Origin of the sequence: Bacillus sp. ISL-47 (assembly GCF_018613175.1) — a bacterium.
GTDB lineage: Bacteria > Bacillota > Bacilli > Bacillales > Cytobacillaceae > Cytobacillus.
Window position 1 is genome coordinate 1 of sequence record NZ_JAGGQS010000003.1, and the last position, 21,550, is coordinate 21,550.

Consider the following 21,550-nt stretch of genomic DNA (forward strand, 5'->3'; position numbering starts at 1 on the left):
CTTTTTGTCTACAAACTGAGGTATCCCAATAGTATTGGGATACCTCTTTTCTTTTGTTAGCCAGCTATTAGCCTTCCATTGTTGGCGGTACATCCACAAATTGTTTCTGAGTTAATCTTAATACAAGATTAATGTCATCTTTCTCAACAAATTTGTCGAATCTGCCCCATTTATCGAAGTTTGATAAATAGTCTGCTTCTGTTAAATTCCAGCTAATTAATTTACACTTAATCGGTTCATTAAGGAACTCAAACGTATTAGATCCAAAGGCACAGCGATTTGCTCCCATACCGTCCTTTGCAATCTCCCTGATTTCATTATTAGTACTGTTTTTAGAGCTGAATAGAGGAACCGGGATTGGTGCAAGGTCAGTTACTCTTGTATAGCACTTAAATGGTACATTAACAGAATAATCTTTAACATATCCTTCACAGTCTTCAACATATTGGATGTTTTTGTGGATATATCCTTCAATAAACAATTTTACGTTAGTAGTTGTACCTTCTTCATCATCGGCATCTGGTGCTGCTGGAATTGCTCTGCATTGAGTTAAATAGACATTTTTCCTAATTACCTTAATATCTGTCGCATAAGATGGAAGACAAATATCTGATTCAGTAAGAGCTTGAACAGGTACATCCCCCAAGATAATCGTTTCTTCTACTTCGCCTGGATTAAGAACTGTTCCTGCTTCACAAAAATGTCCATGGGACTTTGCTGTGTCGCATGCAGGCATTGCTGGGCATTTGCCATGATCATGACCTTTACCGCAACCACATTTCTTCATACAATACACTCCTTTAAATATTTTAGCCAAAATGAATTAAGCTTCTGTATTATTAAGCATCATTTCTTTTGGCTTACTACTTGTATATGTAAATAGCAGCACTTTGGAATGGACGAGTGTCTTTAGTCTTTTTACTCATTTTTAAAGTTTTTATCAATCTAACTTTTTTCGGCAATATTTCTCGTTGTTTTCCTAAACCCACACAAGGATTCAAAAAGTACATACATTAAATAAAGGAATATATAACGAAATGAGGCGACATATGATGACGAAGACTCCTTTAATTTCGATTATTTTCCCAGCTAAAAATGAAGGAGTAAATGTTAAGCGAACACTTGATTCGCTATTCTCCATTTCAACAGATTACCCTTTTGAAGTGATTTTGGTGGATGATGCATCAGTGGATGGCTGCTGTGATTTTATAAGTACTTACAGCAAAAAAGATCTGATTAAACTAGTTAAAACAAAAGGAGCAGGAGCATCCAATGCAAGGAACATTGGGGCAGATCAGGCAAAAGGCGATTATTACTTTTTCTGTGATGCCCATTTGGAATTTGAAGACAAATGGATCGACCGTTTAATGGAACCTTTGCTTTCTGGTAAAACAGATGCAGTTACACCTGCGATTGCTTCAATGGATAATCCGAAATCGATTGGATTCGGCCAAACGCTGACTCCATCCTTATCGATTAAATGGAACAAAAGGCAATCAGGACTCTTCGAAACAGCGGTATTGCCAGGCGGTTGTTTCGCTATTACCCGTTCAGCATTTGAAGCCGTAGGAGGCTTTGAGACTGGCTTTAAAACGTGGGGGCACGAAGATGTCGAGATATCTATTAAACTCTGGCTGTTCGGCTTCAAATGCCACGTGCAGCCGGATGTGACAATCCTGCACCTCTTCAGGAAAAAGCATCCATACAAAGTCAAATATGTGGAAGTCAACTACAATCTAATGAGAATGGCATACTCCCATTTTAATGATGCACGTATTTATAAATGCAGAAAACTGCTTAGGGGCAAATATAGGAGATTGATTGAACCACGAGTGATTAAACACGGAGTGCTAAAGCAGCGGGAGGAATATTTTAGAAAGAGGGAGTATGATGATGATTGGTATTTTGGGAAGTTTGGGATTGATTTTTAATCCATAATGAAATGGAAGGATATAATGTGAATGTAAATAAAAATAATCCGTTGACATCAATAATCATATTGACGCATAATGGCCTTCGATACACTAGAAGATGCATAAATAGTATTTTGACACATACGAAAGCTAATTACGAATTAATCATAGTTGATAATGCATCAACAGATAGAACAGTGAAATACTTACAATCTGTTCAGAATGTAAGAGTAATAGCTAATCAACATAATAAAGGCTTTTCAGGAGGGTGCAACCAGGGATTACGGATAGCAAGTGGTGAATATATCGTTCTGCTTAATAATGATACAGTTGTCACAGAAGGCTGGCTTTCACGACTAATAGCATGGCTGGAGTCAAATAAGCAAATTGGAATAGTTGGTCCTCGCTCAAACTTTGTTCTCCCTCTGCAAGCAATCCCGAAAGCACCTTATAAATCCATGAAAAAAATGCACGACTTTGCTGCTCAATGGGTAAAAGGTCATAAGAATCAAGGGTTTTCAGTTGATTATCTTAGCGGTTTTTGCATGGCTTTTAGAAAAGAGCTAATACAGCATATTGGCGGTTTGGATGAAAGGTTTAACCCTGGTTATTTTGAAGACACTGACTTTTGTCTACGAACAAGTATAGCTGGAAAAAAACTATGGGTAGCCAATGATGTTTATATCCACCATTATGGCAGCAGCAGTTTTAAAACAAACCGAAAAGTTCATGGGACTGCCATAGCAGAAAGTCAGAAGAAATTTTTTAATAAGTGGAAAATAAATAACTTTAATCAAATTAAAGATTTAGTTAAGCGGGAACAGCCTTTTAATCCTGAACGGCATTATGTTCCATTCTAGTAAATTAATTTAGAGAAAAACAAAAGTGCTTGAATAGCAATATCAAGCACTTTTTTATTTCTTAATTTTATGCCTCTTTGTATCATGCAAATGAAACGGCACAAACCTCCCCTTTAATTTCCCCTTAAAGTATGCATGAAAATACAAACCTTTTTTCAAAGCTTTTCTTTTCTCTCACTAAAAAGCTTTTCCTTTTTTAAATTTAGAAATAAATGCTGCATCAACCATGACCGGATTAGAAGTATTGAGTTTTAACTGGGCGGCTGTTTGGAAACTTATTGGGTGCAAACAGTTTTGTAAACTGATATAATAATCTGATCCAAAACAGTATAATATGCCGTCAGGTAACACTTTGTCTGCATCAGCTAAGGTTTTAAAGGTAGGTCCCGAGTCGAAATGATTAATTAATATATCGCTCACTAAAACGATCCTTTGGGTTTGGAAGTGATAATCGTTAAAAATGGTTTGGTTTGGGATTAGATGCTTCTTATTATTTTGAATATAATATATTTCTGGCTTTTGAGCAGATTTGATAAGTCGTTGATTTGGCATGAGTCGAGCAGATGTGAAAACCTTTTGATCTATGGGGCTTCCCTCTTTATATCTATACAGGAATGGATCGGGGATATTTACTATTTGGCTTGTAGAGTAACGTAATTTGTTAAATACATCTGTATTAATCTTTCTTCTCCTATTGCCCTCCATTAAATATATATCTGTAGAAGGTCCTTTTAGCAGTGTTCCATCAGGGATATTCTTTGGTGTCTCTATAAAAAGTCTCTGAAATGAATCGGGACTTTTATATGAAACGTCCAAAATCTTCCTAATTGGGTAAAAAGGAGCCAGTTCTGTTAATCGGTTCCAAAAAGCAGCATCCCCATTGAACCAATATTTTGGATTGTCATCCCAGTAGCTGCCGTAAATTTTATAAACCCTCTCAGCTATCCCTCTTGTATGCATAACTGAACAATGATCAACAAAACCTGAAGCCTGAGATAGGATTCCGTATGTTCTTCTTGAGAATTTTTGTTTTACTTTTCCATTATCGTCTACTATCTTAACAAGCTGCTTCGAATAAACAACTTCAATACCAGGATGTTTTTCCAGATAATTTATCATGATGCTTAATCGATTGGGCAGGAACACATTATCGTCAGTCAGATATGTGATATATTTTCCTTTTGTTTTGGGAATAGCTTCATTAATCAATGTGGCGTATCGGGTTGTTTTGTATCTTTCGCTGTCATTAACATTACTATTAAAATATTTTATTCGTTTGTCGGTTAAATATTTTTTAATAACTTTAACAGTATCTTCATTAGAATTGTCATCCATCACAAAAAGCTCCCAATCTTTAAAAGTTTGATTTATAACACTTTCAATAGAATATCCAATTGTTTTATTTTTGTTATAACTTGTTAAAATAATTGAAATAGAAACCATACATGTTTTCACCCCAAGTAAAAAGGTCTATCTAAATACGAGTTATTCTTATATTGACACTATAATCCAGATGATTTAATAATATATGAGATGAAATTGTCTAATTCTAGGTTTTGCTCATTCAATATTCCCAGGCCATGAAAAGAAGAAATTCGATGAAAACTAAGAGGGATTTTTGATTCTTTCAAAAAGTCCTCAATTCCAGTTAAAACACCATTTTTTTCTCCCCCTTCAAATAATGCATTGTTTAGATCATTATTAATGACTTTAGGTGCTTCTTCTCCTTCTTTAGAGCAATCAATTAACTTAGTATATCCTTTTGCAATCCCTTTTTTGGCATATGGCTTCCTATACCTTTCAGGAATTGTTTTGGGATAATAATACATGTCACGTCTTCCGTAGGGCCATTCAGTATCATGCAATATAATAATTGGAAATCTTCCTTGTTTAATAGCGGCTTTTTCTATAGTTTTTAACTCATTATAAACTGTGTACCAGTTATGATCACCATCAATAATGACTGTATCGTAATTATTTAGTGTTGGCAGAACATTAAGACTAAAGTCTTTTGATATTTGTAAATATCCTTTAAATTCCTTATTTAGCCTTTTTAATTCTTCATGCGGCTCTGGATCAACAACGACCAAGGTTCCGCAAATAGCTTTACAGTATTCAAGTAACTTGATTGTATTTTCACCTTTATACGCACCAATTTCAATGATCTTCTTTGAATTGGTTTTGATTAGAATTAATTTAATGACAGCCTCCCAAAATCTCCACATATCATTACCTCTTTCTACAATATATTAGAGTATATTTGTTAATGATTTATTCTAAACATTGCTATTCCCAAATGTTACCTGCATAGAGCATAGGCTAAGAAAGAATAAAAAACTAAAATTTTTAGCAACAATTAGCGAAACTAGACTAACTAATTTTAACTGTTTGTATATAAGATATCTCAGCTGAATAAAGTAATTTATTCTGAATTTTCTTTACTTAGTATATCTATCAATTTTTCTTTAAATATTTTTTTATTGAAATGGTCAGCTACATGAGTGATTCCATTGTTTCTAAGTTTGGTCCATAACTTTTTATCTTCATACAAGTTGATAAGTTTTTGGGCAAATTCTTCTGAATTTTTCCCAATAAGAACATAGTTTTCATCTAAGCCTAACTGTTTAGAAATTAAGGGGGTTACAATTGATGGCAAGCCATGAGACATAGCTTCTAGAGCTTTTAGAGGGATTCCAGCAGCGTACCTAGTAGGGATAATAAACACTTTACATTTATCATAATAGTATGATAAATTGTCCACTTGACCTGTAACAATTACATTTTTGGAAGAAAGCCCCTTTATTGCTTCTGAATTATTAGTACCTACAATCCATAGTTTTGCTTTAAGCTTACTAAAAACCTTAGGATAAATGTTTTTTATAAAGTGAATAATTGCATCCTCGTTCGGTGAAGGAGAGGATAAAAATCCCCCAACAAATAATATATCTTTTCGATTTTCAAAAGGGTTTTCTGTCTTATTCTTTTCAACAGGATGCCCAAGAACAAATATAGGTTTTTGGATATAATTTTGTATTTTTTCCTTTTCATGCATAGAAACAGTTACAATTAAGTCAGCTTTATTAATTAATTGAATTTCTTCTTGTAACATATACTCCTTTTTTCGGTTGGATAAATGTCTACCCAGTGATTCTATTCTCAAGATTTCTCTTTGAGCAAATAAAGCTTCAGCATCATAAATAATTTTTTGATTTTTGTTATTAGACTTTATAATGTTATATATTCTTTTAAGATTATGGGGACGGCTAATCCAGATAGCATCAAAGAAGTCTGACCTTTTTAAATAAAAATTTTGAAAGTCTAATTTCTTTGTTTCTGTACTATACATTACCTCTATACCTTTTTCCTGTAAAAGTCTTGTACACGGTTCTGTTCTTTCTGAATTTGTTAATGGAAAATAAGTAACTTGCACACCAATTTCAGCAAGACAATTTAAAAGTGAAAATGTTCTGGGTAATCCCGAGCCAAGTTCCGGTGCTGGGATTCGGTCATCAACGACTAAAAGCTTAAATTGTTTGGCTTTGAAATTTCTTGCCTTTAATACATTTTTGATATGTGGAACCTGAAATTCTTCTAATCTTCTTTTCCACTTTTTATAAAATTTTTCCTTATTTTTCATTTGAAGTTCAATAGCTTTTTTAGATGATGAACTTCCGAATTCATGATGGTGTATAACAGCTAAAGGTTGAAACATAATCTTATACCCCAGTTCTCTAAGTTTCATTGCCAAATCTACTTCCTCATAATAAGCAGGGGCAAACTGTTCATCAAATTTGCCAGCAAGAGTAAATAAATTTTTTTTAACCATGATACAGGCACCTGAACAGTAATGAACTTCCCGGACAAAGGAATACTGGGGATTATCGGGATGATCACCTCTTCCATATCCATAACAAGATCCATCATTGAAAATAATACTACCTGCTTCTTGCAGGCTTCCATCAGAGTGAATTAATTTTGCTCCAACCATTCCGATTTTCTCATCGCTTTCAATTAGCCTGACTAGATGTCCTAGCCAGTTTGGATGTACAGTAGTATCATTATTTAAGAACAACAGATATTTCCCTTTAGCATATTTTGTAGCATTATTACAGTTTTTTAAAAATCCTCTATTAATTCCGTCCCTAATAACTTTAATGTTCTCAAAAAAATTCTGGATTTCTTTCGTCGTATCAGTGGACATGTCATCTGCAATAATAATCTCGTAATCCAGATTTGTGGTGTTTTCAAATATTGAATTTAAACACTTCTTTGTAAACTCCCAATTATTGTATACAGGAATAATGATTGAAACTAAACAGCTGTTTTTTAATTTGGGAAAGGAAATTTTTTTCTTTGTATCAATATCATTTTTAAAATAACTACCTTTTTGCTCCAATTGATTAAGGATACTTAATTTTAGATAAAAATATAAACCTTTTTCATTATCGTCTACACTATTCAAAGTAGCTGCAATTTGTTGGCTGGTTCTTTCATACTCCCATATTTTTATATCATTTAAATATCCCCGGAAAAATCCATAATCTTCCTGTGCGCCTAAAATGCCTGATGGATAGAGGTTTTTCATTTTACTTTTAAACCCTTTTTTTACAAATATTCCATTAATATATAGGTGAGGAGTTTTGTCTATAAATACAATGGCAACATGTGTCCATTTTGAAATATTCGACCTATAGACTAACGTAGCTGGAAAGTGATTTTGTGCATGTTCAAATATAACAATGCCGTTTAACCCTACTGAAACTCCAACTCCGGCTTTATCTTCATCGCTTCCCCCATAACCAGCACCAATAGCCCATTGTTGTCTTCTTATTCCGTAGATACCACTATTAGTCTGAGGTGGCAGCTTAATATAAGACCTTGGCTTTACCCAAAACTCATAGGTGAAATTGTTCTTTACATCTAGAAATATACTTTTAAATTCTATCTTCTTTTGTCCATTAAAAACCAATCCTCTAGTATTCAATATATAAGCACCTCTTTATTTTAAATCAAACCTTATGTTATTAAAAATTTTCATAGACATCCGAATCTGTAACATTAAAGAGCGGCAATGCAGAGTCACAATGGTTTATGGTGTTTATTACAATACTATTTTATGAATATTAAATTAATAAGGTTGGACCTTTTCATTACTTGTTCAAACTTACTTTAGTTATTAATAATCGGTTGTTTTTTAAAATAATCAATAAGCTATATACTTAATTTATATTAAAAATATTCTACAAAGGCTTTTTTTTCATTTTTTTACAGTCGACTAAATAATTCGAACAATTTAAATTGTAATACCATATTTTAAAGGAAGAATATATAAGAGGTGATTCTATTGACAAGTAACCAAATATTAATACATGTTCATATTCCAAAGACTGGGGGAACAACACTTAATAAAATAATTAATAACAATTATAATGATGGTTTAATAAAAAGTGTTTATGATACTGACGAAAGTGTTAGAAACTTAAAATTTAAAGAGTTATCAAAAAAAAACATCTCATGTATTGAAGGACATTTTCCTTTCGGTATTCATGCTTATTTTAATGTACCTTATGTTTATATAACCTTATTGAGGAATCCCATAGATCGGGTTATATCAGAATATTACTTCACACATAGCTTTTCTTGGCCAAGTTGGCTTGATAAAAACAATCCAGATCATAAGAAATATTTTAATTTAAGCCTTGAAGACTTCATTAAGTATCCTGCAATGCGAAATAAACAAACTCGTTTCATTTCAGGTAATTTTAATACTGAATTATTAGATTGTGACCTTAATAAAGCTATTGAAAACATTGAAAAGTATTTTATAGTTGCTGGAACAACTGAAATGTTTGACGAATCTGTATTTTTAATGAAGGAGATGCTTGGTTGGAAAAATAGTAAATATATTAAATCTAATGTCACTAAGAAAAGACCAAAATTAAATGATCTAACAAGTGATATAAGACAATTAATTGAAGAGTATAATAAATTTGATCTTGAGTTGTACAGTTTCGCAAAAAGGAGGTTAATGCATCAGATTGGAAAACTAGACGAGAAAACTAAAGAAAAGTTACATGTTTACTTAGAGCAAGTTAACAAATAAATTGAGAACTTCTACAAAAATAAGCTGTTGGAATTCCAATTACCAACAGCTTATTTTTCTTTCCATGAAATTAAAGCATTCTTTATTTCTTGTTCCATAGCTTTATGACAAACCAGTAATCCCTCATCAGTTAATACAATTATTAAGTCACTCACACCTATAGCCACTACATCATATTCCTCTGAGATAATTGTACATTTATTAGCTTTCATGACATTAACATTGCCAATAGTTATATTTTCATTATTATCAGGTTTAAAAATACGATCTAAGGATTTCCATGTTCCAAGGTCGTCCCACTCAAATGTTGCAGGAATAGTATATATTGAGCTTGCCTTTTCAAGTATTGCATAATCAATTGAAACTTTAGGTAATATAGAATAAACAAATTTCAGGTTGTTATGGTGCGAATTTAGCATGTTCCATAAATCTTCTTGAAACCTTCCCATATAATGAGCAACAGTTGAGGGCTTCCAAATAAAAATACCACTATTCCAATATACATTTTCACAGCTTAGTAGCCTTTCTGCATCTTTCAAGGAAGGTTTCTCAATAAACTCTTTTACCTTTCTAGCTTCTATTTCTTCATTTCCCTTAAAAGTTCTAATATAGCCGTAACCTGTATCTGGTCTTGTAGGAGTTATACCCAATGTAACTATGGTGTTCTCTTCTTGGGCAACTTCCTCAGCTTTAAGCAATGTCTCTCTTAATTTATTTTCATCAGATATATATTGGTCTGCTGGACACATTGCCAACACTTCATCTTCTCCCTGTTCAATGAAATGCAAAGCCGTTAATGCTATGCAAGCTGCAGTATCTTTTCTTTCAGGTTCAACAATAATTTGCTCTATAGGCAATTGTGGTAGTTGTTCTATTACTTGATTTTGATATTCTTCAACTGTAACAACAAAAATCTTCTCAATTGGAAGCCAAGTTCTAAATCTTTCAAAAGTTTCTTGAAGCATTGATTTATTTGTATATATCGATAAGAATTGTTTCGGTTTTTTTTCTGTACTCCAAGGCCAAAAGCGGCTTCCTTTTCCTCCAGCCATTATTACGACCTTCATATTTTAATAACCCCCCTTAGTTAAATTGATATACATATTAATATGTGGACAGGCATACCATTGATAAGGCTAAAAATCCATATTTAGTTAATTTGGGGGAATGTTTATTTTTAAATACCAATATTCATAGATATCTTTAAGTGATTGTTTTAATTTTATTTGAGGTCTCCAATTTGTTAGGGTTATTAATTTTTCATTACTTCCAACTATAGACTTTATTTCTGCAGGACTCTTTTTTTGATCGTCCAACACTATATCTATAGGGGTAGATGAGTAAGATAGAAAAACTTCCAAAATCATTTTAACTTTGATACCTATACCGGAGCATACATTATACACATCGCCCGTATTTCCATTTACAGCAATTTCATAATATGCAGCTATTATATCTCGAACATCTGTAAAATCTCTTACAGCTTCTAAATTCCCTATCTTCATTTTGCGAGACTGACGCTTCCCAGCATCAATTAAAGCAATCTGATACGCAAAGTCTGATGTCACAAAACCTCTTCTCTGTCCAGGACCAATATGATTAAACGGCCTAACATGAATAATATCCAATCCATCGCCCCTTACATATTGTCTTCCCATCATACTTATTGCTGCTTTACTTACACCGTAAGGGCTAATAGGATTGAGTGGTGCCTTTTCGGTTACTGGCATTGTTTCAACATAGCCATATTCTTCTGAAGATCCTACAGTTATAATTCGAATGTCTTTATTTACTTTTTTAACTGCTTCAAATAAGTTCATAGTGGCTATTACATTGGCCTGGATCACTTCTTTTCTGGCATTCCAGGAATCATGTACATTGCTGAATCCTGCTAAATGGAAAATATGGCTTGGCTTAATCTTCTTTATTATTGATGCAATTTGGTCCTCTGACATTAAGTCTAATGGAAGCCAATTTTTTTCATTGTTTTTTGTTCGTGTTGTTCCATAAACAGGAATGGAGCGAGCAATTAAAAATTTCTCGAGATACTGACCGACAAAACCTGAGACACCAGTAATTAATGCTTTCATTTTGTCTTTTCTAACCTTCCCAAGTCACTCTCAACCATCATTATTACTAATTGTTCGAATGAAACTTCACTATCCCATCCTAATTTGCTTTTCGCTTTGGCAGGATCCCCTAACAGCAAATCTACTTCTGCTGGACGAATAAATTTTGGATCTTGTATCACATAATCCTGCCAATTAAGACCAACATGCTTAAAAGCAATCTCAACAAATTCTTTTACGGTATGAGTTTCTCCTGTGGCAAGAATATAATCATCCGGTGTATTTTGCTGCAGCATTAACCACATCCCTTTTACATAATCACCTGCAAATCCCCAGTCCCTTTTAGCATCCAGATTGCCTAACCTTAATTCCGTTTGCATCCCCAATTTTATTCTGGCAACAGCATCGGATATTTTTCTGGTAACAAATTCATTTCCCCTTCGAGGAGATTCGTGATTAAATAAAATGCCTGAGCATGCAAACATACTAAAACTTTCGCGATAATTCACTGTAATCCAATGACCATAAACTTTTGCTGCTCCATAAGGACTTCTGGGATAAAAAGGCGTATCTTCCTTTTGTGGTGTTTCCACTACCTTCCCAAACATCTCGCTGCTTGAAGCTTGATAGAAATGAGCATCAGGTTTTTCAAGTCGCACTGCTTCCAATAAGTTTGCTACTCCAAGTGCTGTTATTTGTCCCGTAAAAAGAGGCTGTACCCAAGAATCACCCACAAATGATTGTGCAGCTAAATTATATACTTCATCCGGTTTCGATATCTTTACTGCTCCTATTAATGAAGATACATCCTGTAAGTCACCCGATATAAATTCAATATCGTCCTTAATATGGTGAATATTATCTAAATTGGGTGTTGAAGTTCTTCTTTTTAGGCCATACACTTTATAGCCTTTACTGAGTAAAAGCTCTGCTAAGTAAGACCCATCTTGTCCGGTTATTCCCGTAATTAAGGCTTTTTTCATCATATCAACTCCAAGGATTTGAAATTTATACTTCAATTATGTATATGAAAACTTTCGTGCTAGTGAGTGGTCTAATAAACCAGTTTTCTTCAATTACTTGATACTCTTGTTCTACCTAAAATTTTCACCAAAAAAAACACAATAAAAAACTCATTATGAGAGTTTCTTATTGTGTTTATGGATAAGTACCTTAATTATCGGTGTTTGGTTACCCATTCAAAATTAATCAGCGGATCATCCCAAGCTATTCGCTTTTCGTCTGGCTCCTCATTTTTATATGATTCTGTAGTAAAATAAATAATCACAGCCGGTTTTTCGCCTAATACTCGATATCCATGAGCTACTCCCTTTGGAATCAAAAGCAGTATTGGGTTCTCTTCGCCCATATAGTAAACATTTGTTTCTCCCTTCGTTGGGGAGTCCTCCCGGAGATCAAATAATACCACTTGGGCGTTTCCTGAAGGGAAAAACCATAGATCATCTTGCTTTTCATGATAATGAAAAGCTTTTATTACTCCTGGATAACTCATTGACCAGGATGCCTGGCCAAATTTTGATAAAAAATGTGGCTCATCGTCTCGTATAAGTTCGGCGAAAAAGCCTCTATCGTCACAATGTTTAAATAGTTTTTTTGTCCTTACTCCATCTATCATTTACGGATCTCCTTTCGAATAAATTCTTTTAAAGCATCAGTCCATATTCTTGGTACTTCAATATGTTCCCTGATCAAGGCATTATGTCCAAGTACAGAGTAGCGCGGCCTAGGCGCTAGGGCTCCAAATTCTTCAGTTGTCGTAGGAAGAATATTTTCCTGATTAAAACCAGCTTCTTTAAAAATGGCTTGTGCAAATTCATACCAACTGCATTCTCCACTATTGCTTACATGGTAGACACCGCTTTTTTTGTCAAATAATTCTATTACCTTTTCAGCAAGATCCTTTACATAAGTTGGAGAACCGATCTGATCATTTACTACTTTTAAGTTTTGATTTCTTTCTGCTAGATTCAGCATCGTTTTTACAAAATTTTTTCCATCATGTCCATATAGCCATGATGTACGAATAACCGTCCCATTATTAAAATCTAGCACGTACCTTTCGCCAAGCCATTTGCTTAATCCATAAATTGACTGAGGATTTGGATTATCTGCTTCGAAATAAGGCGATTTCTTCCTTCCATCAAAAACATAATCTGAACTAATATAAAAAACCCGGGCATTGACTTTATTTGCTGCTTGTACAATATAAGCAGTTCCAATTCCATTTACTTCAATAGCTTTTTTCTGGTCTAATTCACAATTGTCAACCGCAGTATAAGCTGCTGCATGGATTATTTTCGAAGGTTTAACTTGTGCAATAATATTATCTATTTTATTTTTATCTGTAATATCAAGTTCTTCTTTACCCAGACAAGTAACATTATATAAGCAAGATGTTTGCCTCTGCAGCTCCTTACCGAGCTGTCCATGAGCCCCGGTTATAAGGACCTTCACCTATATCACCCTTTTTTATAAAATTGATTTATACCAATCTATTGTTCTTTGGATTCCATCTTCAAATGTAACCTGCGGAATCCAGCCTAACTCCCTTGTTATTTTGGCTGAATTCATGCCATAACGACGGTCATGTCCTTTCCGATCCATTACAAATTTTATGAGTGTCTCATTTTTATTCATTTTATTAAGAATGGTGTTCACCACTTCAAGATTTGTTTTTTCCTCATGTCCTCCAATATTATAAATTTCACCTGGTACTCCCTTTTCAAGTACTAAGTAAACAGCATGGCAGTGATCAGTTACATAAATCCAGTCGCGAATATTCATTCCATCTCCGTATAAAGGAACCTTTTTATTCAACATTAAGTTTTTAATTGTTTTAGGAATAAATTTTTCCTCATGCTGCCGAGGGCCATAATTGTTACTGCATCTTGTAATGATAAGAGGAAGCTGATGTGTTCTAAAGAAAGATCTAACAAGTAAGTCTGCACTTGCCTTACTAGCAGAATAAGGATTGTTGGGGGATAGAGGCGTATCTTCACTAAATGGAGGTTCTGAAGACTCAAGGGAGCCATAAACCTCATCAGTTGATATTTGAATCATTTTTTTTGCCTTTCCTGAACGGACTGCTTCCAAAAGGTTAAAAGTTCCCAATATGTTTGTATGAAGGAAAAGTGTGGCATCATCTATACTTCTGTCAACATGTGATTCCGCAGCAAAATTTATGATCGCTTCATATTCTTGATCAAAAGCTGCTTCCAATTCTTTTTTGTTGCCAATATCAATCTTCATAGAACGGTAACGACCTGATTTATTAAATACTTCTGTATTTCTGTCATTTGCTGCATATGTTAAAGAATCAACATTGGTAATTAGGTAAGAAGAATTTTCAAGTAAATAAGATATAAAGTTTGAACCTATGAAGCCTGCTCCGCCTGTTACAAGAAGGTGTCTTTTCAATTCATTTCCTCCTTATTCCTTGATTGCTGAATATATGTGAAGGCTTTATATAATGATTCATGTGTACCTGCATCAATCCACCATCCGTTTAATACATCATATCTTAAAGTATTATTTTTTATATACAGATTGTTAACATCCGTAATTTCCAGCTCGTTTCTGTATGAAGGATGGATATTATTAATAAAATCAAAAACATTTTGATCATACATATATATACCTGTTACACAATAAGAAGAAGGAGGCTTGCTTGGTTTTTCTATAATAGATAGAATTTTTTGTTGTTCGGTTTCGATATGCGGTACCCCATAACGACATGGATCCTCTACTTTTTTAATTATTACCCTTGCTCCTGTTTCCTGCTGTTGAAAAGCTTTTATATAAGGTGTCAGTGAGTCTTCAAAAATATTATCGCCTAGTAAAACTACGAACTTTTCCTGTTTAACAAACTCTTTTGCTGATAAAAGTGCATCAGCAATTCCTCCTCCTGTATTTTCCTGGATTTTATAATGTATCTTTACGTTTAAATCTTCCCCCTCCCCTAATAGTTTAATAAACGAATATATGTCATCTGAGTTAGTTATTATCAAAACATCTTTTATACCAGCTTCTCTCAGTTTTAAAATTGGCCAATAAATCATTGGATAATGGCCTACAGGCAATAAGTGTTTGTTTATTATTTTCGTTAAAGGTTTTAGGCGTGATCCTGTGCCTCCAGCTAAAATAACTCCTTTCACTGTTATTGTCTCCCTTCTCAATTCGTCTATGTTTTTTCTAATTCCCATATCTCTACACTATATGGTTTAAATAGTTCAATTGAGCCTGATATTTATCTATACATTCGAATTTGATTAAATTGACTAACAATGTTAGTTAAAAAGTAGAGTGGAATTATTCAATTGATAGGGCGTTTATTATATACAAGCTTTGGAGAAAAACATATCCATATTAGAGGACTTAGTTGACAACTGTTCGGAGAGATTATCAATGAATTTAGAGGCTATCGTTGTTTGTTTAGTATTGTTTAGTATGTTTATAGTTCTAATAAAAGAATGGTTGCTGCCAGAATTCACAGTATTTTTGGCTATGGGTTCACTGATATTAACAGGCATCCTTTCACCTAAAGATGCCTTAAGCGGCTTTTCAAACCCTGGCGTGCACACAGTAGCATTTCTCTTTATACTAGGTGCTTCTGTTTCAAAGAGCGGGATATTGGATGATCTTTTGATAAGATTTTTAAAAGACAGGCTAAGTTTAAGAAGTGTTATTTTACGATTAATGATCCCTGTTAGCGGTTTATCAGCGTTTATGAATAACACGCCGATCGTAACCATGCTTATTCCCCCGCTTCAAACTTGGGCCATCACTCATAAAATTAAGCCTTCCAAGTTGCTTATACCACTCTCTTACGCGGCCATCTTAGGCGGTACTATAACACTTATCGGAACATCCACTAACCTGGTGATCCAAGGCCTTTTGTTGGAGAGAGGTTTAAAAGGGTTTCATCTATTTGATTTTTCTTTATTTGGAATTCCTTTAGCTTTAGCCGGCATTATCTATTTTATTGCCGTGGGATTTCGGCTTTTACCTGATCGAACACACTCTTTAAAAATGTTTGAGGATGAAAAAGAGAATTTTATAAGTAAGTTTGAAGTAAAAAAAGATTCAAACCTTATTGGAAAGACAATCATTGAAGCTATGCTTCGAAACTTAAATCAACTGTTTCTTATAGAAATAATAAGAAAAGGTAAAACCATTATTCCTGATCCTTATGAAGAAGTGATTCATGGCGGTGATATCCTGGTTTTTTCGGGCAACCCTCAAGAGCTTATTAAGATCAGCGAGCTGATTGGATTGGAACATCTTTCAGGGATAGAGGAGAATGAGGATAAAAGCACATTATTATATGAAGTTGTCATTTCAGGAAACTCTCCACTTATTAATAAAAAGATCAGAGAAAGCCAATTCCGCTCCAAGTACCATGCCGTAATAGTAGCTATAAAAAGAAAAGGAACACATATCACTACTGGAATTGGCAATATTGAGATGAAACCAGGTGATACCCTCTTATTACTCGCAAAAAGCGACTTCCCAAAATCATGGTCGGATTCAGAGGATTTCTATTTTCTTTCATCTTCAGATTTTAAAAGAAAACAATCCAAAAAAGATCGAGTGATCGTTGCTGCCATCCTCACTGGAATTCTTATGGGTTCAATTTTTCAAATTTTGCCTATTTATCAACTAACCATGTTGGCTGCAGTTAGTTTATTGTTACTTAAAACAATTACCGTAACAGAAGCAATAAAATCCATAAACTGGAATGTAATTATACTAATGGGCAGTGCGATTGGAATAGGCCGGGCTGTTGAACTAACAGGTCTGGGGCAAGCTGTCGCTCAAATACTGGCTAAACTGCAAACAAGCTTAGGGGTAATTGGAATACTAATAGTGTTCTATTTAATTACTTTAATATTAACTGAAATCTTAAATAACCTCGCAACTGCAGCTCTAATGTTTCCGATTGGCTTTTCAATATCCTCTCAGCTAAATTTAGACCCAATGATGTTTGCCATAGTCACAGCCATTGCAGCATCATGCAGCTTCTTAACACCAATTGGATACCAAACAAATTTGCTTGTTTATGGTCCAGGTGGCTACAAGTTTACTGATTATTTAAAAGTAGGCCTCCCTTTAAGCTTTATTTGTATGTTTATAACCATTTCTTTAGCAGCTCTTAAGTGGCTTTAAAAGGTTTTGAAAGGAGAATGATCATTTTGAAGAACAAGGATGAAAGTAAAAATATAATCTGGCATCAATCTGTCATTACGAAAGAAGACAGACAAAAATTGCATGGCCATAATAGTGTGATGATTTGGTTTACCGGGTTGTCTGGCTCCGGAAAGTCAACGATTGCCAATGCGCTGCAGCATGAACTTTATAATAAAGGAATAAGCGTTTATTTGCTGGACGGTGATAATTTACGCCATGGGATTAATAAAAATCTTACTTTTTCGGAAAGTGACCGTAAAGAAAACATTAGGAGAACGGCCGAAACTGGCAAGCTTTTTGTTGATGCCGGAATTGTGGTGCTAGCCGCGCTTATATCCCCTTTTGAGCAGGACCGTAAATTGGCCAGGGAGATAGTGGGGGATAAGGAATTCATAGAAGTATTTGTTAAATGTCCGATTCAGGAATGTGAAAACCGTGATCCTAAAGGATTATACAGAAGAGCCAGAAAAGGTGAAATTAAACAATTTACTGGTATTGACCAGCCTTATGAAGAACCAAAGTCTCCAGAGATTATAATTGATTCAAGTAATGTAACCGTTAAAGAAGCAGTGAACATTCTTCTTTCCTATCTTTATAATAATATGGTTCTGCCTATACAGCCTAATGGGAGTGAAATCAAATGACACTTAGTCTTCCCCACGGGGGAAAATTAGTGAATCGCATTGATTTACAGTATGACGTATCGGATATTATACAAGAAATAGAGATTGATGCCACGGCCCTCTCCGACCTTGAACTCATCGCCAATGGAGCTTACAGTCCGCTTACCGGTTTTCTTGGAGAAAAGGATTATAATTCGGTTATTAACTCCATGAGGCTATCAAATGGCACAGTCTGGAGTATTCCGATTACCCTTCCAGTTGAGCAAAAAACAGCAGACATGCTAAAGGTTGGAGAAATAGTAAAACTGAAACATAATGGTGTTGTTTATGGAGTATTAGAGCTTGACGAAAAATACAAACCAGATAAAATGCTCGAAGCACATCACGTTTACCAGACAATTGACTGCAACCATCCAGGAGTAAATAAATTATTAAAACGCCCCAAAGTTTATTTAGCAGGACCCATTATTCTGACAAAAGTTCCGCCCAAAAGCACCCAATTTGACCAATATTATAAAACACCGCTTGAAATAAGGAATCAATTTGAGAAAAAAAATTGGAAAACCGTTGTTGGTTTCCAAACAAGAAATCCTGTTCACCGGGCACACGAATATATACAAAAAACAGCACTTGAAACAGTCGATGGATTGTTTTTGAATCCTTTAGTAGGAGAAACAAAGTCGGATGATATCCCTGCGAATATAAGAATGGAAAGCTATGAAGCCTTGTTAAAAAATTATTATCCTCAAGTCAGAGTATTTTTAGCTGTTTTCCCAGCTGCCATGAGATATGCAGGGCCCAAGGAAGCCATTTTCCATGCTCTTGTCCGTAAAAATTATGGATGTACTCATTTCATTGTTGGGCGTGACCATGCAGGAGTAGGTGATTACTATGGCACTTATGACGCACAAAAAATCTTTGCCCAATTTAGTGCAGAGGAAATGGGTATAGCCATTTTGCCTTTTGAGCATAGCTTTTATTGCACAAAGTGCGGGAATATGGCTTCAAGCAAGACTTGCCCTCATTCCAAGCAAGACCATTTGCATCTATCAGGTACAAAGGTCAGGGAAATGCTGCGAAATGGAAATACCCCTCCTCCGCAATTTACCCGCCCGGAAGTAGCTGAAATTTTAATAAAAGGATTGAAACAATCGTAAAAAGGAGCTGTTCTCAAAGTGAACAGCTCCTTTTTTATGGTTGGAACCCAAACTCTCCAAGGGAATGCTCCTCATTATGATAGTCAGATCCTCCCGTTATTTTCTTATTGTATTTATCTGCTAATGCTTTATAGCGGGCAGAGTCTTTGAAAGTTTGTTTCCGATGCCATACTTCGATCCCATCAACCGGAAGCTTTAAAAGCTCCTCTATAATGGTGTCATCCCTGACAAGCACTGGGTGCGCCAGCACAGCCAAGCCGCCAGCCTGGTGGATGAGCCGGATTCCATCCTCCGGCGATAATACCATTTTGTCCACTGCGCAAGGTTTGCCATCTGCCAAATATTGATCAAAAACCTCCTGAACATTCTCGGCATACCCTTTCTCGACTACAGCTTTAGCAATATGGGGACGTGCAATTACGTCTCCTTTGCTATGCTTTTTAACATCCTCTTCTGTAATAGGCATTCCTAATTCGCAAAATTTCTTTACAATAATTTGTGCACGGTTTTCACGGTGATCACGGATTTTTTGCAGTGTATCCAGCAAGGGTTTCGATTCATGAATCCCATGTCCTAATATATCAATACTAATCCCTTTGTATTTAGTACTTAATTCGATCCCTGGAATGACTTTTACTCCAAATCTTTTTCCCGCTTCTGAGGCCTCCTTAATTCCATGCATTGTATCATGATCTGTGATGGCAATGGTGGTAATCCCCTTGGAAGCAGCCATCTCCACGATTTCGGATGGTGACAGCACCCCATCAGATGCGGTGGTATGCATGTGAAGATCAAATTGGCCTTTTTTAATGATTTCCGCCAAATCCATTTACCTTCCCTCCTCTTAATCTATTATTACAGCCTTCACTATATCCATTACGCCATTTTCAAGCTGGTTTAATAAATGTTCACTTTTAGCCTTTGTTGAGCCTTTAACAGAGAAATAAAACTTTATTTTTGGTTCCGTTCCGGACGGCCGGATCGTGAACCAGGAACCATCGGCGAGGTAAAATTTAAGGACATTCGATTTTGGAAGATTTAAACTCTCTTCCCTGCCGGTTAATAAATGAACACGTTTACTGGATTGGTAGTCTTCAATAGAAGTAATGTTCACTTCCTCTATTTTTATGGGAGGGTTTGTTCTGAAGAAATTGAGAATTTGCGAAATCTTCTCAGTGCCTTCCTTTCCCTTTAAAGTAATAGACTTCATTGATTCTCGGTAGAACCCGTATTGTTTATAGATTTCATCTAAAGCTTCATACAATGTCTTGTCATTTGATTTATAATAAGCCGCAGCTTCCGCAGCAAACACGGCTGCTTGTACAGCATCTTTATCACGCACAAAGTCACCAATTAGATATCCATAGCTTTCTTCATATCCGAACTGAAATAGATGCTCACCGGATTCTTCAAATTCCTTAATCTTTTCGCCGATATATTTGAAGCCAGTCAGAGTATCAATCGTTTTTATGCCGAAATCGTTTGCAATGGCCCTGCCAATCTCGGAGGTAACAATTGTTTTCATAACAGCACCATTGTTTGGAAGAGTTCCATTTCTCTTTTTTTGACTCAATAAATAATGCAGCATGATCGCTCCGAGCTGATTCCCTGTTAATATCTCATAATTCCCCTGTTCATTTTTTGCTGCAACTCCCAGCCTGTCAGCATCGGGATCTGTGGCCATTAAAATATCTGCATCCAGTTGTTTGCCATACTGGATGGCCATCTCGAAAGCAGCATGCTCTTCTGGATTTGGGGATACCACGGTACTGAATTCGGAATCTGGTTCTTCCTGCTCTTTTACAAGAGTAATATTGCTAAACCCAAAAGCTTGCAGGCCACTGTAAACCAGATCTCTTGCTGTCCCATGCAGAGGTGAAAAGACAATTTTTAAATCCTTGCCTGCTTGTTTGGAAATCTTTCTATTTAATTGTATCGTTTTTAGTTTTTCTAGATAAGCTTGATCAATTTCTTTCCCTATAAAAGTTAACAGGCCGCTATCCTGCATTTCTTTTTCATCGGCTACTTGGATGGATAGCTCATCATCATTTTTATTGATAAAGCTGGTGATTACTGCTGCCACGGAAGGAATAATCTGCCCACCATCTTCGCCATATACTTTAAAACCATTATATTCCGGCGGATTATGGCTTGCTGTAATGACCACCCCTGCTGAAGCATTTAGGTAACGAACTGCGAAAGACAATTCAGGGGTAGGCCTTAATTCATGAAAAAGATATACATGTATTCCTTCCTTGCCAACCGTTTTCGCTACCTCCATGGCAAACTCGTCCGATTTACGGCGGCAATCGTATGCGATGACGATTCCCCGTTTTTTTGCCTGTTCGCCTTTTTGAGAAATGTAATCAGCAAGACCTTTAGCAGCCTTGCGGACAGTGTAAATATTCATTCTGTTCGTTCCAGCTCCTAATTCGCCCCTTATTCCGCCTGTACCAAATTCTAAATCCTTATAAAAGCAATCTTCTAAAGTGTGCTGGTCTATAGTTAGAAGTAATTTCTTCAATTCTTTATCTAAATTTTTGTGGGAAAGCCATTTTTCAGCCTTTGATTTCCATGTCACCTTTCCATTTCTCTCCCTTCTCTATACAAACTCACTA

Annotated in this window: 19 protein-coding genes; 6 read left to right on the forward strand and 13 right to left on the reverse strand. The window is 35.2% G+C overall.

The genetic code is table 11. The features are described 5' to 3' along the window. Positions 1 to 67: 67 nt before the first annotated feature. Positions 68 to 787, reverse strand: a complete 720-nt coding sequence (locus tag J7I93_RS01680) for a CsxC family protein (RefSeq protein WP_214722712.1) — start codon at positions 785 to 787, stop codon at positions 68 to 70. A 262-nt stretch (positions 788 to 1,049) separates the two neighbouring features. On the opposite strand from J7I93_RS01680, the gene J7I93_RS01685 reads away from it, so the two are divergent. Next, positions 1,050 to 1,931: a glycosyltransferase family 2 protein gene (locus J7I93_RS01685; RefSeq protein WP_214722713.1), complete on the forward strand. Its 882-nt coding sequence runs from the start codon at positions 1,050 to 1,052 to the stop codon at positions 1,929 to 1,931. A gap of 26 nt (positions 1,932 to 1,957) precedes the next feature. Further along, positions 1,958 to 2,773, forward strand: coding sequence for a glycosyltransferase family 2 protein (locus tag J7I93_RS01690; RefSeq protein ID WP_214988617.1), 816 nt, complete (start codon positions 1,958 to 1,960; stop codon positions 2,771 to 2,773). Between the two features lie 177 nt (positions 2,774 to 2,950). Here J7I93_RS01690 and J7I93_RS01695 read toward each other — a convergent pair whose 3' ends face one another. From J7I93_RS01695 to J7I93_RS01705, 3 genes are all read right to left on the reverse strand, one after another. After that, the gene (locus J7I93_RS01695; RefSeq protein WP_214722715.1) at positions 2,951 to 4,216 is read right to left on the reverse strand and encodes a glycosyltransferase; all 1,266 of its coding nucleotides are present in this window, start codon (positions 4,214 to 4,216) and stop codon (positions 2,951 to 2,953) included. Positions 4,217 to 4,275: 59 nt separating this feature from the next. Next, positions 4,276 to 4,998, reverse strand: coding sequence for a class I SAM-dependent methyltransferase (locus tag J7I93_RS01700; RefSeq protein WP_214722716.1), 723 nt, complete (start codon positions 4,996 to 4,998; stop codon positions 4,276 to 4,278). A gap of 197 nt (positions 4,999 to 5,195) precedes the next feature. Continuing rightward, positions 5,196 to 7,757, reverse strand: coding sequence for a glycosyltransferase (locus J7I93_RS01705; RefSeq protein WP_214722717.1), 2,562 nt, complete (start codon positions 7,755 to 7,757; stop codon positions 5,196 to 5,198). 360 nt (positions 7,758 to 8,117) lie between these two features. Here J7I93_RS01705 and J7I93_RS01710 point away from each other — a divergent pair, with 360 nt between their 5' ends. Then, a complete protein-coding gene (locus J7I93_RS01710) occupies positions 8,118 to 8,876 on the forward strand; it encodes a sulfotransferase family 2 domain-containing protein (RefSeq protein ID WP_214722718.1) in 759 nt (252 codons plus the stop codon). 50 nt (positions 8,877 to 8,926) lie between these two features. Here J7I93_RS01710 and J7I93_RS01715 read toward each other — a convergent pair whose 3' ends face one another. The 7 genes from J7I93_RS01715 to J7I93_RS01745 all read right to left on the reverse strand — a co-directional run bounded on the left by J7I93_RS01715 (position 8,927) and on the right by J7I93_RS01745 (position 15,120). Further along, complete coding sequence (locus J7I93_RS01715; RefSeq protein WP_214722719.1) at positions 8,927 to 9,943, reverse strand: mannose-1-phosphate guanylyltransferase; 1,017 nt, start codon at positions 9,941 to 9,943, stop codon at positions 8,927 to 8,929. Between the two features lie 87 nt (positions 9,944 to 10,030). Beyond that, on the reverse strand, positions 10,031 to 10,966 hold the full coding sequence (locus J7I93_RS01720; RefSeq protein ID WP_214722721.1) for a GDP-mannose 4,6-dehydratase: 936 nt from the start codon (positions 10,964 to 10,966) through the stop codon (positions 10,031 to 10,033). Further along, positions 10,963 to 11,928, reverse strand: coding sequence for a GDP-mannose 4,6-dehydratase (gene gmd / locus J7I93_RS01725; RefSeq protein ID WP_214723024.1), 966 nt, complete (start codon positions 11,926 to 11,928; stop codon positions 10,963 to 10,965). The genes J7I93_RS01720 and gmd overlap by 4 nt, the downstream gene beginning before the upstream one ends. Before the next feature lie 194 nt (positions 11,929 to 12,122). Further along, on the reverse strand, positions 12,123 to 12,581 hold the full coding sequence (locus J7I93_RS01730; protein ID WP_214722722.1) for a dTDP-4-dehydrorhamnose 3,5-epimerase family protein: 459 nt from the start codon (positions 12,579 to 12,581) through the stop codon (positions 12,123 to 12,125). After that, positions 12,578 to 13,420, reverse strand: coding sequence for a dTDP-4-dehydrorhamnose reductase (gene rfbD / locus J7I93_RS01735; protein ID WP_214722723.1), 843 nt, complete (start codon positions 13,418 to 13,420; stop codon positions 12,578 to 12,580). The genes J7I93_RS01730 and rfbD overlap by 4 nt, the downstream gene beginning before the upstream one ends. 15 nt (positions 13,421 to 13,435) lie before the next feature. Further along, positions 13,436 to 14,383, reverse strand: coding sequence for a dTDP-glucose 4,6-dehydratase (gene rfbB, locus J7I93_RS01740; RefSeq protein WP_214722725.1), 948 nt, complete (start codon positions 14,381 to 14,383; stop codon positions 13,436 to 13,438). Next, on the reverse strand, positions 14,380 to 15,120 hold the full coding sequence (locus J7I93_RS01745; RefSeq protein ID WP_214722726.1) for a sugar phosphate nucleotidyltransferase: 741 nt from the start codon (positions 15,118 to 15,120) through the stop codon (positions 14,380 to 14,382). The genes rfbB and J7I93_RS01745 overlap by 4 nt, the downstream gene beginning before the upstream one ends. Before the next feature lie 190 nt (positions 15,121 to 15,310). Here J7I93_RS01745 and J7I93_RS01750 point away from each other — a divergent pair, with 190 nt between their 5' ends. The 3 genes from J7I93_RS01750 to sat are packed head-to-tail and all read left to right on the forward strand — an operon-like array spanning position 15,311 to position 18,932. Beyond that, positions 15,311 to 17,131: an SLC13 family permease gene (locus J7I93_RS01750; protein ID WP_214722727.1), complete on the forward strand. Its 1,821-nt coding sequence runs from the start codon at positions 15,311 to 15,313 to the stop codon at positions 17,129 to 17,131. A 17-nt stretch (positions 17,132 to 17,148) separates the two neighbouring features. Then, positions 17,149 to 17,796, forward strand: coding sequence for an adenylyl-sulfate kinase (gene cysC / locus J7I93_RS01755; RefSeq protein WP_214722728.1), 648 nt, complete (start codon positions 17,149 to 17,151; stop codon positions 17,794 to 17,796). Next, positions 17,793 to 18,932: a sulfate adenylyltransferase gene (gene sat, locus J7I93_RS01760; protein ID WP_214722730.1), complete on the forward strand. Its 1,140-nt coding sequence runs from the start codon at positions 17,793 to 17,795 to the stop codon at positions 18,930 to 18,932. Before cysC ends, sat begins: the two co-directional genes overlap by 4 nt. Before the next feature lie 34 nt (positions 18,933 to 18,966). On the opposite strand, the gene J7I93_RS01765 is transcribed toward sat, so the two are convergent. Together J7I93_RS01765 and J7I93_RS01770 are read right to left on the reverse strand one after the other, a co-directional pair. After that, positions 18,967 to 19,761 carry a PHP domain-containing protein gene (locus J7I93_RS01765; RefSeq protein ID WP_214722732.1) on the reverse strand — a complete coding sequence of 265 codons (795 nt, stop codon included), beginning with the start codon at positions 19,759 to 19,761 and terminating at the stop codon, positions 18,967 to 18,969. A gap of 15 nt (positions 19,762 to 19,776) precedes the next feature. Beyond that, entirely contained in the window at positions 19,777 to 21,513 is a 1,737-nt protein-coding gene (locus J7I93_RS01770) for a phospho-sugar mutase (protein ID WP_214722733.1), read from the reverse strand. Positions 21,514 to 21,550 lie beyond the last annotated feature (37 nt).

What these genes read in the sequence shown, in the direction of transcription:
- J7I93_RS01680 (WP_214722712.1), bottom strand. Translation starts at nt 787, where the DNA reads ATGAAGAAATGTGGTTGCGGTAAAGGTCATGATCATGGCAAATGCCCA.
- J7I93_RS01685 (WP_214722713.1), top strand. Translation starts at nt 1,050, where the DNA reads ATGATGACGAAGACTCCTTTAATTTCGATTATTTTCCCAGCTAAAAAT.
- J7I93_RS01695 (WP_214722715.1), bottom strand. Translation starts at nt 4,216, where the DNA reads ATGGTTTCTATTTCAATTATTTTAACAAGTTATAACAAAAATAAAACA.
- J7I93_RS01700 (WP_214722716.1), bottom strand. Translation starts at nt 4,998, where the DNA reads ATGTGGAGATTTTGGGAGGCTGTCATTAAATTAATTCTAATCAAAACC.
- J7I93_RS01715 (WP_214722719.1), bottom strand. Translation starts at nt 9,943, where the DNA reads ATGAAGGTCGTAATAATGGCTGGAGGAAAAGGAAGCCGCTTTTGGCCT.
- J7I93_RS01720 (WP_214722721.1), bottom strand. Translation starts at nt 10,966, where the DNA reads ATGAAAGCATTAATTACTGGTGTCTCAGGTTTTGTCGGTCAGTATCTC.
- gmd (WP_214723024.1), bottom strand. Translation starts at nt 11,928, where the DNA reads ATGAAAAAAGCCTTAATTACGGGAATAACCGGACAAGATGGGTCTTAC.
- J7I93_RS01730 (WP_214722722.1), bottom strand. Translation starts at nt 12,581, where the DNA reads ATGATAGATGGAGTAAGGACAAAAAAACTATTTAAACATTGTGACGAT.
- cysC (WP_214722728.1), top strand. Translation starts at nt 17,149, where the DNA reads ATGATCATTTTGAAGAACAAGGATGAAAGTAAAAATATAATCTGGCAT.
- sat (WP_214722730.1), top strand. Translation starts at nt 17,793, where the DNA reads ATGACACTTAGTCTTCCCCACGGGGGAAAATTAGTGAATCGCATTGAT.
- J7I93_RS01765 (WP_214722732.1), bottom strand. Translation starts at nt 19,761, where the DNA reads ATGGATTTGGCGGAAATCATTAAAAAAGGCCAATTTGATCTTCACATG.